The organism is Bacteroidales bacterium, assembly GCA_031275285.1.
Classification (GTDB): domain Bacteria; phylum Bacteroidota; class Bacteroidia; order Bacteroidales; family UBA4181; genus JAIRLS01.
This window is the reverse complement of record JAISOY010000051.1, coordinates 1-17,514: the sequence shown is the minus strand read 5'-3', so window position 1 is coordinate 17,514 and position 17,514 is coordinate 1. Positions and strand designations below refer to the sequence as shown.

Sequence of the window (17,514 nt, the reverse complement as noted above, 5' to 3'; positions counted from 1 at the left end):
ATATGGCTCGGTTCATATTTGCCTGCTCTGAGGAATCAATAAGTAAATATTTGGACATAGGTATAAAAAATCAAAATGTTGTTTTATGTGTGATATCTTCAAGATCCTTTTTCAAGGGTTCGTACCAACCGGGGCCGCAATCATCAAAACTGACGATATTGAACCGCTTGCCCTGACTGGAAAATTGCACTGCTCCGGGCGTTGTGTTGTTGGTGCGGGGTGATCCGGTAGCATCTGTGCTGAGATAGTTGAATCCGCCGGACAGCTCTGCTTTTACCTCGTTGCGCAACCGGTAAATACCCTTGGATGCACCCGTCGCCGGTTTTTCGAAAGTAAATGGTAACTGCGTAAAACCGTCCATCCTGAAATCTGTTCCGTCTTTAAACCTTACATAATTATTGGAACATTTGATCCCGGGAAAAGCCGCCGGATTGGACACCTTGATGTTGGTATTGACATCCGGACTGTATACCAGGTTATTGGCAAACCGTACATTACGGGGTTCCTTATCGCCGCTACCCTGTCCGAATTCGATCAGTGCGCAGTTAATGAATGTATTGTAGGCAATATCTACATCAACTACACGATGGTAAGATACAAGCGGTTCTTTTTTGAGATCGGTTTCGGGCGTTGGCTTTTCATATACGCCCATACGCACCACAAGAGCAGCATCGCTACCTTTTCCGGTGATGTCCTGCAGGTAATTATTATAGACTTTATGCCCCTGGTTGATAACCCGGATTCCCATGGTGTTTTTTAGATTGTTGCCAATGAATACGTTCGATTCGATCAGGTTGTCGTGTCCATGCCTGAGGGTGATACTACCCCGGTTTTCATAGAATAAATTCCTCCGGACAATGTTCCGGCAGGATTTCACTGAAATGGTTTCGTTCTCGCCGTCACAATGGTAGAACACATTGTCTTCAATAATTGAGCACGACGGGAATTGCGATGACCATGAATGCCCGATACGGAATATTTCCGCCCCATTACCGCCTAAAGGGGCTCGTTCGCCGAAGAAATTGTGATCGATGCGGTGATAATTGTTGTAGCTTTCACCATTCGCATCCAACCAGATCTGAATGACAATACCTGCAACATCTTTACGGGAAAAATAACAATGGTCCACGCGATTGTGTGTGCCGTGCAGGACGATCCAGTTTTCGTTTGATCTGACCCGGTCTTTTGACTGGTCGTTGCAGTTGTCGATCACGCAATTGGTTATACGCGAATAGTAGGCACAGGTACCTGCTTCCTTACGGAAATCGATCAGGGTGCTTTTAACCGCCCATGCTTCCCGGAAGACAAAACCGTCCAAAAGAAGGTATTCACCATAGAGCCGCAGTCCCATAGCACCCGAAAAAATCACCTTGCCGGGATTTTGGGCTTTAAACGTTACCGGTGAATCAGATGTTCCATGCGCATAAAAATTGAATTGATCCCAACCGGTATACGTCCCATCCTGAAGAATGACCTGGTCGCCGGGCTGCAATTCGCCACTGCCGAGAAGTTGCTTGATTTGGGCAACCTGGTCTGGCGAAAAGAGATAATCGCGGGCATGAAGCATACCCATCATCTGAAAGCAGAGTAATATAAGGGATAGTTTTTTGGTCATATGTTTATATATTTGTTATTTTATGATTATCAGGCATAATGACTACAGAATCTGACGAAATCAATGATACTTTTTTGTTTTTTATAAAAATGATATTTTGTTCCGGATTTGACGCCGGTTAACTATTTGAATGTATGCATACCAATCAGATGTCGGAAGAACTGTATCCAATGTTCTTCAATGCTGTGATGCCGAGCCGTTCAGTAAGTTGCGTGAGATAAAGGCTCTGTGGTAATACATTTACACCAGGTGAATCGAAAATTCCTTCGGGCAGGTTTGGACCCGACCAGGGGCGGGGTAGGGGAGTACTTTTACCCTTGCTGCCGATCACCCAGTTGTAGGTACCCGGAGGTATCTGATTGACATAATTTTTGGCTTCACAATTCCAGGCAACACTCCAAGCTGTACCCCAACCGTGACCTGATCCCATGCTACCACGGTTCTTGAAGTCTATTCCTCCGTCCGGAGCGCTGCAATTGTCCAGTAATAAGCCGGTACTCCAGCGCTGATGTCCCTCGATGCGGCCATTCCCTTTGAAATGGCAGTTCAGGAAAACAATCGGACCGGTTTGTCCGGCACCTAAAGCCACGAACCATATATTGTCCCCTTCTACCGAGCACCGGTCAAGTAAAACCTGACCTGCATTCGGTGCAAATTCGGCTGGTTTGGAAGACCCCTGATGCAGGGCTTTACGCACCACGGTTACCCTTTGAACCGTAATACGGCGTCCGCCAAGTCCTACGCTTTCCATTGTTTCCATCAGATCCAGGTCGCGCAACCAACAATCTTCACCATTCAGTCGGATGGCGTAATATAGCGCCACCGAATGGTTAACCGCCTGTGGAGGAGATTCGATCCGTAGATTTTCCACTCCAGCCTGTTTCAGCCGTTTTACTTCATCGGCCAGTACCATTGTTATCCTGTCATCCGTATATTCTGCATCATATGAATCGACCAACGGCACATCCAGGGTTATTTTATTCCCGTTGACAGATGCGATGCGGCGTTCGGCGATCAGTAATGTACCGGGCTTGATCCATGTTTGTTTGGAGCCATTGCGTTCCATGTCGTCCATTTGCATAAATTTGATCCACTTTTCAGTGACCGGCTTCCGTATTTCCACATTGTCCCCGGCCTTGAATCCTGAGGCTTCCGCCACTGTGAAACTGTTGCTTCCGGCAGGAATGTATTTTTCGGTGATTTTAACTGTTTTTTCCCCATTGACAGCATTACCCAACCGGTTGCCCGAACGTTGACGTACTTTGTTTGACAGGATAATGGCTGTATGTTTCTGGCCTGACATGGAAATAATACTGCCATTTTCGGTTTTTCCGCTTCCACGAAGCACCACGCCGTCGGCAGAGATCGTAATTGTCTTATCGCACGGATAAACACCGGGCATCAACAATACGGCTCCCCGAAAACCTTTATCGTCCAATGGCATTGCCGAAACCTCATCAATGGCTTTCTGGATCAGCTCCGTACAATCGGCTTTCGGATCGGTAAGCGGCTGTACCGTAACTTTTACCGGAATATCCGGGAGTGTCACTCCGCCTCCCATGTAACCCGCATGGGAAAAGTCCATGATGCGGTTGCCTTTAGTATCTTTCTTATATATCAGTTTTTCGTCAGGACCGGGATAGATCCATTCGCTTTTTGCTCTGTTACCCGGCATATCGGCCAATACACAGGATATTGGCAGGCTGCACAGGAAAAGGATGATCCATATATGTTTCATATTCAGGATTTAAAAAAATCAATATTTAAAAATCAATATTCAAAATTCACTTTGTTGAGCTGTTACCTTTAGTGAACTCTTTAGGTTTAAAATTCAAAATTTCGGGTTTCGGATTTCCGATAGTCTTTTACTTGTCACCAATCACCGTTCCCGCAAATCCACCATAAGGTAATACCTTCACAGAGACTTTTTCACCGGTTACCGCTTTGGCATTTGCAAATTTCTTCATGTCGGTACCGTCTGTAATCAGTTGTATATCCTTACCGGCAGGAACAAAAGGCAACTCAAACTCGATGGTACGGGCTTCGTTTTTACCGTTGATGCCCCCGATATACCATGTATTTCCTTTACGTCTTGCCATAACAACAAAATCTCCGGGATAGCCGGCTGCCAGTTTTGTTTCATCCCATGCAACAGGTACTTTTTTCATGAATTCTTTAGGCGCATCAGGAAGGGCCATATATGATTCGGCTTTATCGGCAAAATTCTGTACGCCCGATTCGAAAACTACTGCAAGCGCCAACTGGTGTCCCCAGGTGGTAACCTGAAATGCTTCGACGCCTTGCCGTATTTTATTGGAGAAAGTACATGGTGTGTAATCCATCGATCCTACCACATTACGGGTAAAAGGTACGGTCGTATTATGCCATGGAGCATTGTTGCATGCAGGTTGCCGCCCGAAACCTTCGGCTCCCTTGATCGCTTCGGTAGTCATCAGGTTAGGCCAGGTACGTTCCAGTCCACGTGGTAAAGAGGCTCCGTGGAAATTCACCATGATATGGTGTGCAGCAGCGTCGGATAATATTTCTTCATAACGTTTGACAATCCGCTGTTTGTCGGTATCAAAAAAATCAACTTTGATTCCTTTGACACCTAATTTTTGCAAATATTTGAATTCGGCTTTACGCGCTTCGGGAGAAGCCATCAGGTTGTACGGGCCGATACTGTCATTCTCACGGCCAGCTCCGGAGTGATACCACAACCATACGCCTACCCCTTTTTTGTTGGCATATTCCACCAGTTCCCCGATCGTTCCTCCTTCCATATGGGGCCAGCCGGCATCGATCAATGTGTATTCCCAACCCATGTCTGCCGTAAAGTCGATATATTGTATCTGTTTTTTGAAGCTGCGTGGAGAACCACCGTCTGACCACCAGCTCCAGCTTGAACGACCCGGCTGTATCCATGAAGGGTCATTGATCTTACTGGCAGGATTCAGATTTTGTACGATATGTGTTCCTATAATACCCTGTAATCCGTCACTTACAACGATCACCCGCCAGGGTGTAGCCCACGGTAATGTATTGACCGGTTCAGGATCATCGGTAATCACCACTTCGTCCTTTTCAGCGAAACAAACGGTATACAAACCGTCTCCCGTATTGCGGATATGTGTGCCGCAATACGTTCCGTCAAGCACAGCTTCCGTGATCATTGTCCAGACATCATTCACCTGAAACAACATCGGATATGCCCAGCCTTTCCCGTTTGGAGAAACTGTGCCTATTGCGATTTCGTTCTTGCAGTATTGTTCATAGCTTGGTTTATGGCGGTCATTCCAGTCATAAGGATGTATCCATGCTTTACCATTTAGAGGCATTGCGAACCCGGTGTGTTCTTTTATTATTTTGTAAGGAATATTATCCTTTCCGGGAAAATGGTACCGAAAAGCAATACCGTCGTTATAGGTCCTGACAATCAACTGTACCGGAGCATTATTCCGGTTTTCAAAATTAAGGACCGTTTCATTGGCATGATTGCGGCATTCCAGTTGTTTTCCTGATTTCAAAGTATATTTTTCATCGATCAGTTTTTCAGGCGTTGCAGATACGAACCTCAGGTTTTCGGTAAACTGCTCGTCTTCCCTGTCGATGCCTAATGGCGACAACAAAACAACTTCTTTACCTTTGTAAGTTATATGATAAAAAAGTTGTGTTGTCGTTTTATTGTTTGGCACGACTTCATTTTTAACGGTGATATTCAGATTATTGTCAGGCGATGACAATACCCATTCTTTAGGTTGATTGCAGGCGCTTAATATACACAGCAAACACAGGGTGATCAATGATAATCTTCTCATTTTCAGGATATTTTTTTTGTTCTATAGGTGGCCGGTAATAGATATAGTGACGGTTTTCTATATAGTGACAATGACAACTATATCTATTTTTCATCCACGATTTCAAAATATTTGGCAGTATTTGATTGAACGGTTATAACCGGTAATTTCTGGCTTAATTCCAGTTTTATTACCGATGCGATCTGATCCGGAGCCTGTTTAGGTATATCGATCACAATACCTTCTTTGGTTTTTTTTGCGGTAAGTTTGCTGCCATCATGCAACATACTGGCATTTTTTATCCTGTATGACGCATCGAAAACAAGTTTTCCGTCAGTTGGCCAATCAAACACGCAGAGATATAATGTTGTGCTGCTTTTTCCGTCTTTACGGGTACACTCGCCCCATACAGGGGTATGCAGGCTTCTTTGCGTACCATAAATGGCTTCTCCGTTTGTTTTCATCCACTGTCCCATATCTTTCAACCGGGAAACAGCTTCTTCAGGAACCACTCCTTCCGGGTCCGGACCTATATTCAACAGGTAATTACCGCCTCTTGCAGCAATAGTGATCAGGTTCCGGATCAGCATTTCGGATGATTTCCAACTCTTGTCCCAACTTTTATAGCCCCATGAACCACCAATATTCATACAGGTTTCCCAGTCCACTCCTTCAATATCTGCAGCTTTGGGAACTCTTCCTTCGGGGGTTTTATAATCACCGGGAAAATTCGGTCGTTTCAGACGGTCGTTGGTGATGATCTGGGGGTATTTACTTAGTTCGGCTTTCAGTTCTCCGGCCAGTTTATCGGATATGGACATGGGAGTATCCCACCAGATGACGGACACATCGCCATAATTGCTCAAAAGTTCTTTTACCTGGGGAAGAGATACCCGATAGAAATATTCCTCGAAGGTAGCATCCAACTGGAGACAGTCCCAGGCGCCCTTGTTAGCTGCCGTATATTTATTGATACGTACGGAATCCGGATTTGGCCAGCCTTCCCACATCAGTTTACGGGCAGTTGCACCGCCAGCATTACACCAGTCCTGTGATTGCGAATAATAAAAACCAAGTTTCATATCGTGTTTTCTGCATGCATCGGCCAGTGCAGCTACGATATCCTTTTTATAGGGTGTATAATCAACGATATTAAATTCACTTGCATTGCTTTTGAACATGGCAAAGCCGTCGTGATGTTTCGTAGTGAACACGATATATTTCATTCCTGTTTCTTTAGCCAGGCGAACAACAGCATCTGCATCGAATTTCACGGGATTGAATGTACTTGCCTTAGCGCGGTATTCCGCAACAGGTATCTTACACCGGTTCATGATCCATTCGGCACCTCCGCGGTGCTGGTTGAAACCATTATAGACCCCTCCGTATAAAGAATATGGTCCCCAGTGAATAAACATCCCGAATTTCGCTTCACGCCACCATCCCATTTTATTGTCATGTGCCGCCTGTTCGGGAGTCTGTGCATATAACATTCCCTGTAAGGACAAGAGAAAGAGTAATATTAAGATTTTTGAATTCATGATTGGTTATTTTGATTGATGATTGAATAATTCTTAACGTTTAATTTTTAACGGTTCCTTTCCTGTCTTTCAACTGGGCATAGTAAAGGCTTTTGATTCCAACCTTCTTATCAGGATGTTCTATCCATCCGTCACCAACAGCTGGTACACCTTTATCTTCAAAGTTGCTGCGTGACACTCCATTAATGGCATTGATGGTCTTCCGGCGGGCGTTTCCGGCATCCTGGTCATTGATCGATCCGTTGTTGCCGATGGCAAAATTTTGCGCCGTAGGCGGTTGCATCACCATGATTACCGGTGCGCTACAGTTCCAGAAAACAATCTGAGCACCCGCCCATCCATGTCCTGAACCGTACCATCCGCGATTGACAGCCAGTAATGAACCTTCAGGGCCTTTGATGGTGATATTGTCGTACAAACATCCTGCGGCCCAACGATGATGCGGTTCACTGGATGCAAAATTCATATCGCCAAGACCGTCCACAAAGGCATTGGGGCCAGCAACCGTTGAACCCAGGACAAATTCGTGCCGGTGATAGCCGGCATAACAACGTTCGAACAGGTTCATCTGTCCTGATACGGAATACGCATAACGCCTTCCTCCTGTAATAACCGATACGGGGTTGGTTGCCGAAAGGTCCTGTCCGGTAAAAAATATAGCTGACGGAGAAGTGGAAACACAACAATCAAAATGATCTACGTTTACTTTCTTCACCCAGGTATTTTCCGCAGCTCTCACCGCGATAAAAGTATTAGCATGTTTCTCATCGCAGCAATACAAGCCGATATGCCTGTTTTCCTGTTTGATGTTTTCATCGTATACCGACATCCCATAAAGGTATTCCACGCCACATTGGGAGATCCGTCCTGGATATTCATACCTGGTAATGGTACCGCCACCATACTCTTTCTGTAAAGCATTGGTCAATGGAATGTTTAATGTGATGGCATCGCCGGTTATCGAAACAATGGTACGTTCGAACCTCAGATCCTTCGATCCCGGTTTCCATTGCACTGTGCCGTTCATGTTCGCCTTGCCCTTTCCTTCGCGCAGGCGTCGAAAAGAATCATGGGTACTTTCGCCGGCAAGCGGACGGGGAGGTATGGAATCCATATCAATGGCACGTATCCATGCCGCATTACTCGGACGATTTACCAATACTTTGTCACCGGACTTAAAAGCTTTTGATGCTCCTTTTACATGTAAAATACGGGTTCCCGACGGTACATAATCATCAGTGATTTGTCGTTCCGATCCTGCGACCAGTTGCATACGGGCATTGGTACCGATCTCTATCACATTATACTTATAGCGTCCGGTGGCCAAAAGTATTGTCCCTTCATATTTATCATTTCCTTCTCCACGCAGGACTATTCCGCTTGTTGTTACCCGTAAAGGCGAGGCAATGCGGTATATCCCTTTCTTTATCAGGATAGCTCCCCGTAAACCATTATGATTTGTTTTCAATTTCGCTACCGAGTCGATCACTGCCTGTATGTAGGGGGTATCATCCTCACGGTTGTTCCATTTGACGGTTGCCACCACAGGGAACTCGGGAAGGTCCACTCCTCCGCCCATGTACCCGCACCACGAAAAGTCGGGCAGAATATCGCCTTTATCCGTGTAAGGTTGATATACAAGTTTCCCATCAGCATCCGGGTAAACCAGGCTGCTCTGAACAGGATATTGGGAAAAACAAACACCCGGATAAATCAGGAATAAAAAGATAAATGACACAAGATGTCTCATGATTCTGGCTTTTTGATGATACAAATCAATATGATTTATTCCAACATACATATCATTTTTGTCCCGAATGCTTGTAAAATTGTGTCAATATTCTTAATATTTTATTAATCTACATGTTATGAAATCATCAGATGAGGATATGGAAAAACGAACAATACGGTTTTCATGTAACAAAATAGTGAAAGATCAATGTAATCCGTTAGAGGAATCTCTAAAAACTCATCGTTTTTCTTTACTCGCTTTTGAAGCAGTTTTTTGAACGATGGTAGCGTTTGTGTTGTCAATCAGCCATTTGTTTTAATCTGTTTTCAAATGGGTTGAAATTTCGATTGGGTCAGTGTTGTTTCACAGAAATAAACTTTATTGAGCCTGATCCTTTCCTTCTTTCATTTCACTTGGCGCCATTTTGAAATATGTCCTGAATGTTTTTGTAAAATAAGATGGGCTTGAAAATCCCACATTATAAGCAATTTCAGAAATGGACATATCTGTTTCCCTGATATATTTCGCAGCAAACTGCAAACGGGTATTACGGATCAACTCATTAGAAGTTAAATCGGAAAGGGTCTTTATCTTGCGGTAGAAGTTTGACCGGCTCATCCCGATTTCTTTGCAGAAATCGTCCATGTTCAGATCCGGATCGGCAAGATGGTCGTTGATGTATTTGTATACCGAATCCATGAAACGGCTGTCGACCGACGAGGTGGGTAATTCGGGAAAAGCAAAAGATGACTTTTGTCCGAACAATTCCCGCAACCGTTCCCGAGAAGCGATCAGGTTTTTGATACGCGTTACCAGCAGTCCGGCATTAAACGGTTTGGTGATGTAATCATCTGCGCCTATTTCGAAGCCTTCCTGTACCTGCATTACCGTTACCCGTGCCGTAAGCAGGATCACCGGAATATGACCTGTCCGCAAATCGTTTTTCAACCGATGACACAATTCTATTCCGTCCATTACAGGCATCATAATGTCGCTGACGATCAGGTCGGGTAGTTGCTCCACAGCGATATCGAAAGCATCTTTTCCATTTTCAGCTTCGTAAGTAATATAATATTTGCCGAGATGTGAATGTATATAATGCCGTACATCCGCATTGTCCTCCACAATTAATACGGAGTGAGCGGGTTTTTCATCAGGCATTTCCGTATTTGAGGGTAATGCCGTATCGAGTGTGTCGGCAATCGAATAATGGCTCGAATCTTCACTATTTTTGAAATCAGGTTCCAGATCGCTTTCCTTCAGATGCGATTTTCCAACCGGTAATACAATACGGAATATGGCACCTGAATCGGGGACATTGGCTGCCCAAATTGCTCCATGATGCAGGTCTATCACGCCTTTGCTGAGATTTAGCCCGATGCCCGTGCCGAATGGCTGGGGTATTCCTTTTTGATGTACCTGATAGAAGGGGTTAAAGATCTTTTCCAACTCTGCATCGGGAATGCCCGTTCCGGTATCACTGACGGATATCAAGACAAAATCGTCCAATACAGGAAGTTGATCGACTTTCGGGCCAAAATTCCTCTTTAACGAATTTATTTTTACTAATGAAAGCGTAAATACGATTTTTCCTCCATTAGGGGTGTTTTTAAAGGCATTGGACAATAGGTTGAATAATACTTTTTCCAGCAAATCCCGGTCGTACCAGAGTTGCTGGTTTTCTATCCCACATACGAAACTGAAATCAATATTCCGTGAATGCGCCAGTTCATTGAAAGCAATGAATATTTCGTTGGTGAATTTCACAATATTGCCTTTTGCTGCTTTCAGCTGTAGATGCCCGGATTCTTTTTTGCGGAAATCCATCAATTGACTTACCGTGTAAAGCAGACGGTTGGCATTTTTGTGCATTAGCCGTAATGCATCATGCAGTTTGGGAGAAAGTCCGTTGTTTTGCAGGATATCTTCCAACGGCGTCAAAATCAGCGTAAGCGGAGTACGTAATTCGTGCGAAAAATTGGTGAACAGTTTAATTTTGGTTTGGTGTAGTTCCTCCATATTTTCCTGTTCGATTTGTTTGATACGGATATTGTTCCGTAATTGTGTCCTGATCCGCGAAGATCGCACGACTAGAAATATTCCCGTTGCCACGATCGATACATAAATGAACCATGCCCACCATGTATTCCAGGGCGGGGGACTGATGCTTACGGACAAAACGGCGCCCTGCTCATTCCAAAGGCCGTCGTTATTAGAACCTTTTACATGAAAAGTATAACTGCCGGGTTGTATGTTTGTGTAATATGCAGTACGGCGATTTCCTACCTCGTTCCATTGTTTGTCGAATCCTTCCAGTTTATAGGCATATTTGTTCAGATCGGGGTAAATATAGTTCAGGGCACTGAATTCTACAGTAATGTTGGATTGTTTGTAGTTGAGTTTAAGTGGATTTCCCAAAACATGATCCCCCAATGCCTGATTGTTGACCAATACTTTTGTGATGTAAACAGGCGGAACATAATTGTTGATTTTTATCTGATGCGGATAAAAAGAAACAAAGCCGTTATTTCCACCAAAAAATACCTCATTATCCGAAGTTACAACTCCCGAACCCGGGGTAAATTCCGATATTTGGATACCATTATTTTTATCATAATTGGAAAATGTTTTTGTAGCGGGATCGAACCGGGAAATCCCTGCAGCTGTACTCAGCCATAGTTTGCCGTCGCGGTCTTCTACTATAGCATATACTGTATTGGAAGCAAGTCCGTGGCGTTTATCATAATTATCAAACTGGCCCGTAGCCATGTTTAACCGGCTTATACCACCTCCATGTGTACTTATCCATAATATCCGGTTATCTTTTGTTTTGCAAATCGAAGTAATCCTGTCGGAAGCTAAACTAGTGTCATCATTAGCACGGTGAGAATACCTTTTTTGCGTTTTTGTGTGGCTGTTGTAAAAATATAATCCGGTACTGGAAGAACCTATATAAAATAGACCTGTGCTATCTTCCAACATGCACCGGACATTAGAGGGATTGAACACCTGTCCATTCTTCAATGGAAGCGGATGTGTCTGTTGGCCGTCGTCACTCAAATATCCCAACGCATTCCCACCACTGGCTCCTATCCATAAGTTCTTATTATCATCTCTTAACATGGTATATTGTATATTTCCCCATGACGGGGAAATGGATTGGTCGAACCGTCGTTTTTGTATATCGAACCGATAGATGGTATTATGGGTTGATCCTACCCATAAGTAATCGCCATCAATGAGCAGCGATTTGACGATATTTCGGCTAAATGCTCGTTGAGAAGCAGCCGGAAGACGGAAATAAGTATATGAACCATCATTTCTGTCGAAGAAAAGTAATCCGCCGCCTTCTGTACCAATCCACATTCCAGTGGTATGTTCCACAGTCGGACCGATAATCCCGAAAAGCATTTTTCCCTGCATTCCGGGATCGTGAAACCGGAAACGTTGGTTGTATGCACTGTAATAACTGACACCACCGGAATAGGTTCCTACCCATACCGTTCCTGCACGATCACATAGGACATCGTAAACAGAGAAATTACTCATCGGTACCATATCATTATTACCACTGTTGTAGGCGGAGGTAAACCGTTTGTTGCGTTCATCGTAGAAGCTGAGACCGTCAAATGTGCCGACTAATATATTATTTTCCTTATCTTCTTCAATACAACGAATATTTTCATTCAATCCATCATTTTTGCCGAAATATTTAAAGTCGTTGTTTTCAGTATTATATAAACATAAACTTTGTTGATGAAATCCCACCCAAATTCTTCCTTTTGAGTCGCAAAACAAAGCAGATATTCTGTCGTGTGCAATACTGCGGTTGTTCAAAGGATCATGCTTATATACCTGTATTTCCTTTGTATGGGAATTATAAACAAATAAACCGTTGGACGTTCCTATCCAAAGGTTTTCATCATGGTCTTCCGCCAATGCATAAATGGTTAGATCCGGAGATAGTCCTTTGAAAGTGCAACGTTCGAAATTATCCGTAGCAGGAAGATAACGATTGAGTCCACGTGCCGTTCCTAACCATAATGTTCCCCTGTAATCTTTCAACATACAGATAACATTGTTATCGCTGATGCTTGAATCATTTTCAGTACGATAGTATTGGATGAAATGACAGGAGTCTGTATCATACCGGTTCAATCCCCGGCGGGTACCTACCCATAAACGTTTTTTCTGATCTTCTGCCATACATTCGATATGGCCGTTGCTGATATAATTATCCTGGTCCGACTCCCGGAAGATATGGAAATTGTAGCCGTCGTATTTATTTAATCCATTGCGTGTACCAAACCACATGAATCCCTGCGAATCCTGAAATAAGGAAACCACAGAAAGTTGTGATAATCCATCTTTTACGGAAAGATGCTCAAATTGTACCTTATCTCTTTGCGAAAAGACAAAGTAAGGACACAATAAGATAATGAAAAATACAACCGGTTTTTTTAGCATTGACTCATTTATTCCCCCAATAAAACATAACACCCTTTATATGGGTGGTTTTTTCATAATAGAAACAAATATACTATATATTTTTACAATTGTTCTCTAAAAAATAAAAACAGCTTTTTTATAATCAATTTGGAGCCAATTATTCTTTTAGAAATCGATGATTTTTTCAAAGATGTAAACAAATTTACCAAGAGGTGAATTTTGATTGGCGGATAAGGGGTATTCTAAATTTGGCCTATGGATCTGCATCATTTTTTAACAAATAGTTAATTGATTGTTTTTTCCAAAAAGTACCTGCAAAAATCTTTATGCCTTATTCAGATTCCTGTATTCCTTAGGAGTCATATTCATGTGTTTTTTGAAGAATTGTGTAAAAAACGAAGGATTAGGAAAGTTCATTTCTTCCGAAATCTGTAAAATGGTCATTTCAGTGGTGATAAGTAAAATACGCGCATTGACAATGACATGCCGGTTGATACAGTCCGTAGCCGTCATGCCTGTTACATCTTTGCAAATAGCCGAGAGATAGCGCGGGGTGATACACAGTTCACCGGCATAGAATTCGACGTTCCGGTGTTTCCTATAATTCTGGGCAATCAATTGCATCAATTCGAAATACAGGTTATTTTTCAGTGAGTAAGGTTGCTGGCGGATTGGTTCCCCTTTTTCATAAATGCCGATCACTTCATAAATGATGGCCGATGCGAGATGTCTCGAAATCTCTTCCCTGCACGGATGACCCTCACGTGAATCGTGTTTCTTCAGGAAATCGCACATTTTCAGCAGGTCTTTCTGTTCCTGCCTGTTCAGTGAAATAAACGGATGATCCTTTATATAAAGGTAAAGAGGCGTTCTGGAAGGAATATTGGCACTTTCCAGGAATTCGGGCGTACAGGCAATGGTATAGCCTTTAAAATCGCTGCTCTTTTTGTTCACATATAAAATATCATTCGGAAAGATCACGCACATATCTCCTTTCCGCATCCGGTAATTCTGGGCTTCAATCACGATCTCACTTTCGCCTTCGAGGCAGATACACAAGCCTGCCGCATCTACGATCCGTGGCAATTGTTCCAATCCCAGTATGTCTTTTTCACTTCCGTCCACCATGAAACTATCGAAAAAAACATGGTCTTCAACAAAAGACAGTCGTTCAACGTTATTATTTTCTGACGGTTGGTATATCATCTTATTATCCGGTAAGTTTATTTCCAAATATAGACATTATTTTAAGGTTATTGCCGGATAAAATTTCCTGATTAGGACATTTTATCTGAAAAAATGGATATATTTATACTGATGATAGCACCTATCTTTGTTCAATAATTATTTGAAATTTTCATTAAAACGATAACATAGAATGAAAAAGATAGTGTTCTTGTTTTTAGGAGGATTATTCCTGTTTGGCGGATGCAAACAGGAAAAAGCACAGAAGGAAACCATCAAAACGATAAAAGTCAGTACTGTAATGAAATATGGTGATGATAAAAAAACTTCATTTCCAGGTAAAGTAAAAGCAGCGTCGGAAATCAACCTTTCATTCCGCATCAGCGGGCCTGTAGCCAGGATCAACACAAAAGAAGGGCAGTTTGTCAGGAAAGGCTATGTGCTGGCTGAAATGGATGTACGTGATTATGCGATCCAGTTTGCTGCTACCGAAGCTGAATACAAGCAGGTAAAAGCTGAAGCCGAACGCATCATGCAATTGTATGGAAAGCAAAGTGTCTCGGAAAATGATTACGACAAGGCAGTATCAGGATTGAAACAGATCACCGCTAAATACAATGCACATAAAAACGCACTGGAAGACACGAAACTGATGGCTCCGTTTGACGGCTATATCCAGAAACGTTATTTCGATAAGGACGAAACCGTCAGTGCCGGCATGCCTGTTTTTTCAATGATCAGTACCGAATTGCCAGAGGTTGTTATCAACATCCCTGCAAGCGAGTATATACAGCGCGAAAAATTCGATTCATATACCTGTTATTTCGATATATATCCGGACAGGTATTTTCCGCTTGAATTGATCTCCATCAATCCTAAAGCCAACCTGAACCAGCTTTATGCCGTCCGGCTCAAATTAAGGAGTAATGACGGCTTGCCTATGCCGTCACCCGGTATGTCGACCATGGTTACGATTCTTTTCAAACCTGAAAATGCAGAAATGGTTTCTATTCCATTGACTGCATTGTTTGAAACCGGCGGTAAACCGGCCGTTTGGGTTTACGATGAAGGGCAGCAGAAAGTGATGCTGCGTAATATCCGTTTGTCCGAAATTCCAAATGACGGAACTGTTATTATCTCCGAAGGACTAAAAGCAGGCGAACGGGTCGTATCGGCAGGCGTTCATTCCTTGTCCGACAACGAAAAGGTTAAATTACTACCCGAAGATTCACCAACTAACGTGGGAGGTTTGTTATGATGAATATTGGGAACTGGGCACTCGACAACCGGAAGTTGGTTTATTTCCTTGTTGTCGTGCTGGTGATCGGCGGAATAGGCTCATACTACGGTATGAGCAAACTCGAAGACCCTGAATTGAAAGTGAAGCAGGCCACCGTTGTAACGCTTTATCCGGGAGCATCGGCACATCAGGTAGAATTGGAAGTGAGCGATGTCCTGGAAAAAAGCATCCGTTCGATGAAAAACGTGGATGATGTTACCAGCCGTTCGATGAACGATATGTCGATGATCACCGTTGAATTATCGACCCTTGTACAGAATGATGAAGTAGAACAGTGCTGGGATTTGCTGCGCCGTAAGGTAAGTGATGTACAGGGCAGTCTTCCCGAAGGAGCTTCCACCTCCATTGTGATGGATGATTTCGGGGATGTCTTCGGAATGGTGTATGCTTTGACTTATGACGAAGGATACACCGATGAAGAAGTCGGAAAATATGCAGATCTGATCAAACGCGAAGTACAGAAAATTGAAGGCGTTTCGAATGTCAGTATCTACGGTAAACGGAACGAATGCATCAATATAGAACTGTATGAAGACAAACTGGCAAACCTTGGCGTCCACCCTGCCGAAGTCCTTTCCACACTGAACGGACAAAACAAAACCATTTATTCGGGATATTACGAAAGCGGCGATGTACGCATCCGCGTTTCGGTCAATGATAAATATAAAACTGTGGAGGATATCGGCAACCTGTTGTTACAGGGACATGAGGACGACCAGTTACGTTTGCGGGACATCGCACGGATCAGTACAGGTTATGAAAGTCCTGTCCGTAATGAACTCCGTTATGATAAACAACGGGCATTGGGGATCTCTATCTCGGCATTGAGCGGAACCGACATCACCAAGATCGGCAAACAGGCGGACGAATTGCTTGAACACATGGAAACCGAGCGCCTACCGGTGGGTATGGAAGTGAACAAGGTATTTTTTCAGCCGGAAAGGGTCAATGTCGCATTGAATTCTTTCATGGTCAACCTGGTTGAGTCGGTTCTGATCGTAGTGGTGTTGTTGATGTTCACTATGGGTTTCCGTAGCGGTATTATCCTCGGTGTAAGCCTGATAGTTACCGTTTTCGGCTCTTTAATGATCCTGAATATGTTCGACGGTACCCTGCAACGTGTTTCATTAGCATCGTTCGTGCTGGCTATGGGAATGCTGGTCGACAATGCCATCGTCATACTCGACGGCATCCAGATCGATCTGCAGCGCGGTGTTCCGCGAAAGCAGGCGCTCACTGCCATCGGACAGAAAACCGCCATGCCATTGCTGGGCGCTACGCTGATCGCCATCCTGGCATTTTTCCCGATATTCTTATCGCCCGACACAGCTGGAATTTATGTACGTGACCTTTTCATCGTACTTGCCGTTTCGCTCCTGTTGAGCTGGGTACTGGCACTGACCCTGGTTCCTATTCATGCCAACAAGACCTTGAAAATAAAGGAAAGCAAAATCGATAAAGATCCGTTTGACAATAAATATTACCGTTTATTACGCAGGATATTGACGTGGGTGCTGTCGCACCGCATCACTTCGCTGAGCATAGGTGTTGTGATGGTACTGATCAGCGTGTTCTGCTACCGTTTGCTGCCGCAGGGTTTCTTTCCCGACATGGATTACGACCAGCTGTATATCGAATATAAACTGCCCGAAGGGGTGAACAGCACCCGTGTGAAGTCTGATCTGGAAACCATTGAGGACTACCTGCTGGCGCGCGATGAAATAACACACGTAACCACATCAATAGGAGGGACCCCCAGCCGTTACAATCTGGTCAGGAGCATTGCAGACCCTTCGCTTTCCTATGGCGAACTGATAGTCGATTATACCTCGCCTAAGGAATTGGTTGCCTCGATGGATGAGATACAGAACTATCTCAATGAATATTATCCCGAC

9 protein-coding genes are annotated in these 17,514 nt (G+C 43.7%); 2 read left to right on the top strand and 7 right to left on the bottom strand.

The genetic code is table 11. From position 1 onward, the window contains the following. Positions 1–70: 70 nt before the first annotated feature. From LBQ60_04790 to LBQ60_04760, 7 genes are all read right to left on the bottom strand, one after another. Positions 71–1,615 carry a polysaccharide lyase 6 family protein gene (locus LBQ60_04790; protein MDR2037221.1) on the bottom strand — a complete coding sequence of 515 codons (1,545 nt, stop codon included), beginning with the start codon at positions 1,613–1,615 and terminating at the stop codon, positions 71–73. 145 nt (positions 1,616–1,760) lie between these two features. Beyond that, positions 1,761–3,353 (bottom strand): hypothetical protein, encoded by a 1,593-nt coding sequence (locus tag LBQ60_04785; GenBank protein ID MDR2037220.1) that lies wholly within the window; start codon positions 3,351–3,353, stop codon positions 1,761–1,763. Positions 3,354–3,480: 127 nt separating this feature from the next. Further along, complete coding sequence (locus LBQ60_04780; GenBank protein ID MDR2037219.1) at positions 3,481–5,433, bottom strand: glycoside hydrolase family 97 protein; 1,953 nt, start codon at positions 5,431–5,433, stop codon at positions 3,481–3,483. An 83-nt stretch (positions 5,434–5,516) separates the two neighbouring features. After that, complete coding sequence (locus LBQ60_04775; GenBank protein MDR2037218.1) at positions 5,517–6,953, bottom strand: alpha-L-fucosidase; 1,437 nt, start codon at positions 6,951–6,953, stop codon at positions 5,517–5,519. A 40-nt stretch (positions 6,954–6,993) separates the two neighbouring features. Continuing rightward, the gene (locus tag LBQ60_04770; GenBank protein MDR2037217.1) at positions 6,994–8,703 is read right to left on the bottom strand and encodes a glycoside hydrolase family 55 protein; all 1,710 of its coding nucleotides are present in this window, start codon (positions 8,701–8,703) and stop codon (positions 6,994–6,996) included. Positions 8,704–9,063: 360 nt separating this feature from the next. Beyond that, a complete protein-coding gene (locus LBQ60_04765; protein ID MDR2037216.1) occupies positions 9,064–13,152 on the bottom strand; it encodes a response regulator in 4,089 nt (1,362 codons plus the stop codon). 306 nt (positions 13,153–13,458) lie between these two features. Then, a complete protein-coding gene (locus LBQ60_04760) occupies positions 13,459–14,367 on the bottom strand; it encodes a helix-turn-helix domain-containing protein (protein MDR2037215.1) in 909 nt (302 codons plus the stop codon). Between the two features lie 145 nt (positions 14,368–14,512). Here LBQ60_04760 and LBQ60_04755 point away from each other — a divergent pair, with 145 nt between their 5' ends. Together LBQ60_04755 and LBQ60_04750 are read left to right on the top strand one after the other, a co-directional pair. Then, positions 14,513–15,577, top strand: coding sequence for an efflux RND transporter periplasmic adaptor subunit (locus tag LBQ60_04755; GenBank protein ID MDR2037214.1), 1,065 nt, complete (start codon positions 14,513–14,515; stop codon positions 15,575–15,577). Continuing rightward, a partial coding sequence (locus tag LBQ60_04750) for an efflux RND transporter permease subunit (protein MDR2037213.1) occupies positions 15,574–17,514 on the top strand: 1,941 nt, incomplete at its 3' end. The genes LBQ60_04755 and LBQ60_04750, both read left to right, overlap by 4 nt.

What these genes read in the sequence shown, in the direction of transcription:
- LBQ60_04790 (MDR2037221.1), bottom strand. Translation starts at nt 1,615, where the DNA reads ATGACCAAAAAACTATCCCTTATATTACTCTGCTTTCAGATGATGGGT.
- LBQ60_04785 (MDR2037220.1), bottom strand. Translation starts at nt 3,353, where the DNA reads ATGAAACATATATGGATCATCCTTTTCCTGTGCAGCCTGCCAATATCC.
- LBQ60_04780 (MDR2037219.1), bottom strand. Translation starts at nt 5,433, where the DNA reads ATGAGAAGATTATCATTGATCACCCTGTGTTTGCTGTGTATATTAAGC.
- LBQ60_04775 (MDR2037218.1), bottom strand. Translation starts at nt 6,953, where the DNA reads ATGAATTCAAAAATCTTAATATTACTCTTTCTCTTGTCCTTACAGGGA.
- LBQ60_04770 (MDR2037217.1), bottom strand. Translation starts at nt 8,703, where the DNA reads ATGAGACATCTTGTGTCATTTATCTTTTTATTCCTGATTTATCCGGGT.
- LBQ60_04765 (MDR2037216.1), bottom strand. Translation starts at nt 13,152, where the DNA reads ATGCTAAAAAAACCGGTTGTATTTTTCATTATCTTATTGTGTCCTTAC.
- LBQ60_04755 (MDR2037214.1), top strand. Translation starts at nt 14,513, where the DNA reads ATGAAAAAGATAGTGTTCTTGTTTTTAGGAGGATTATTCCTGTTTGGC.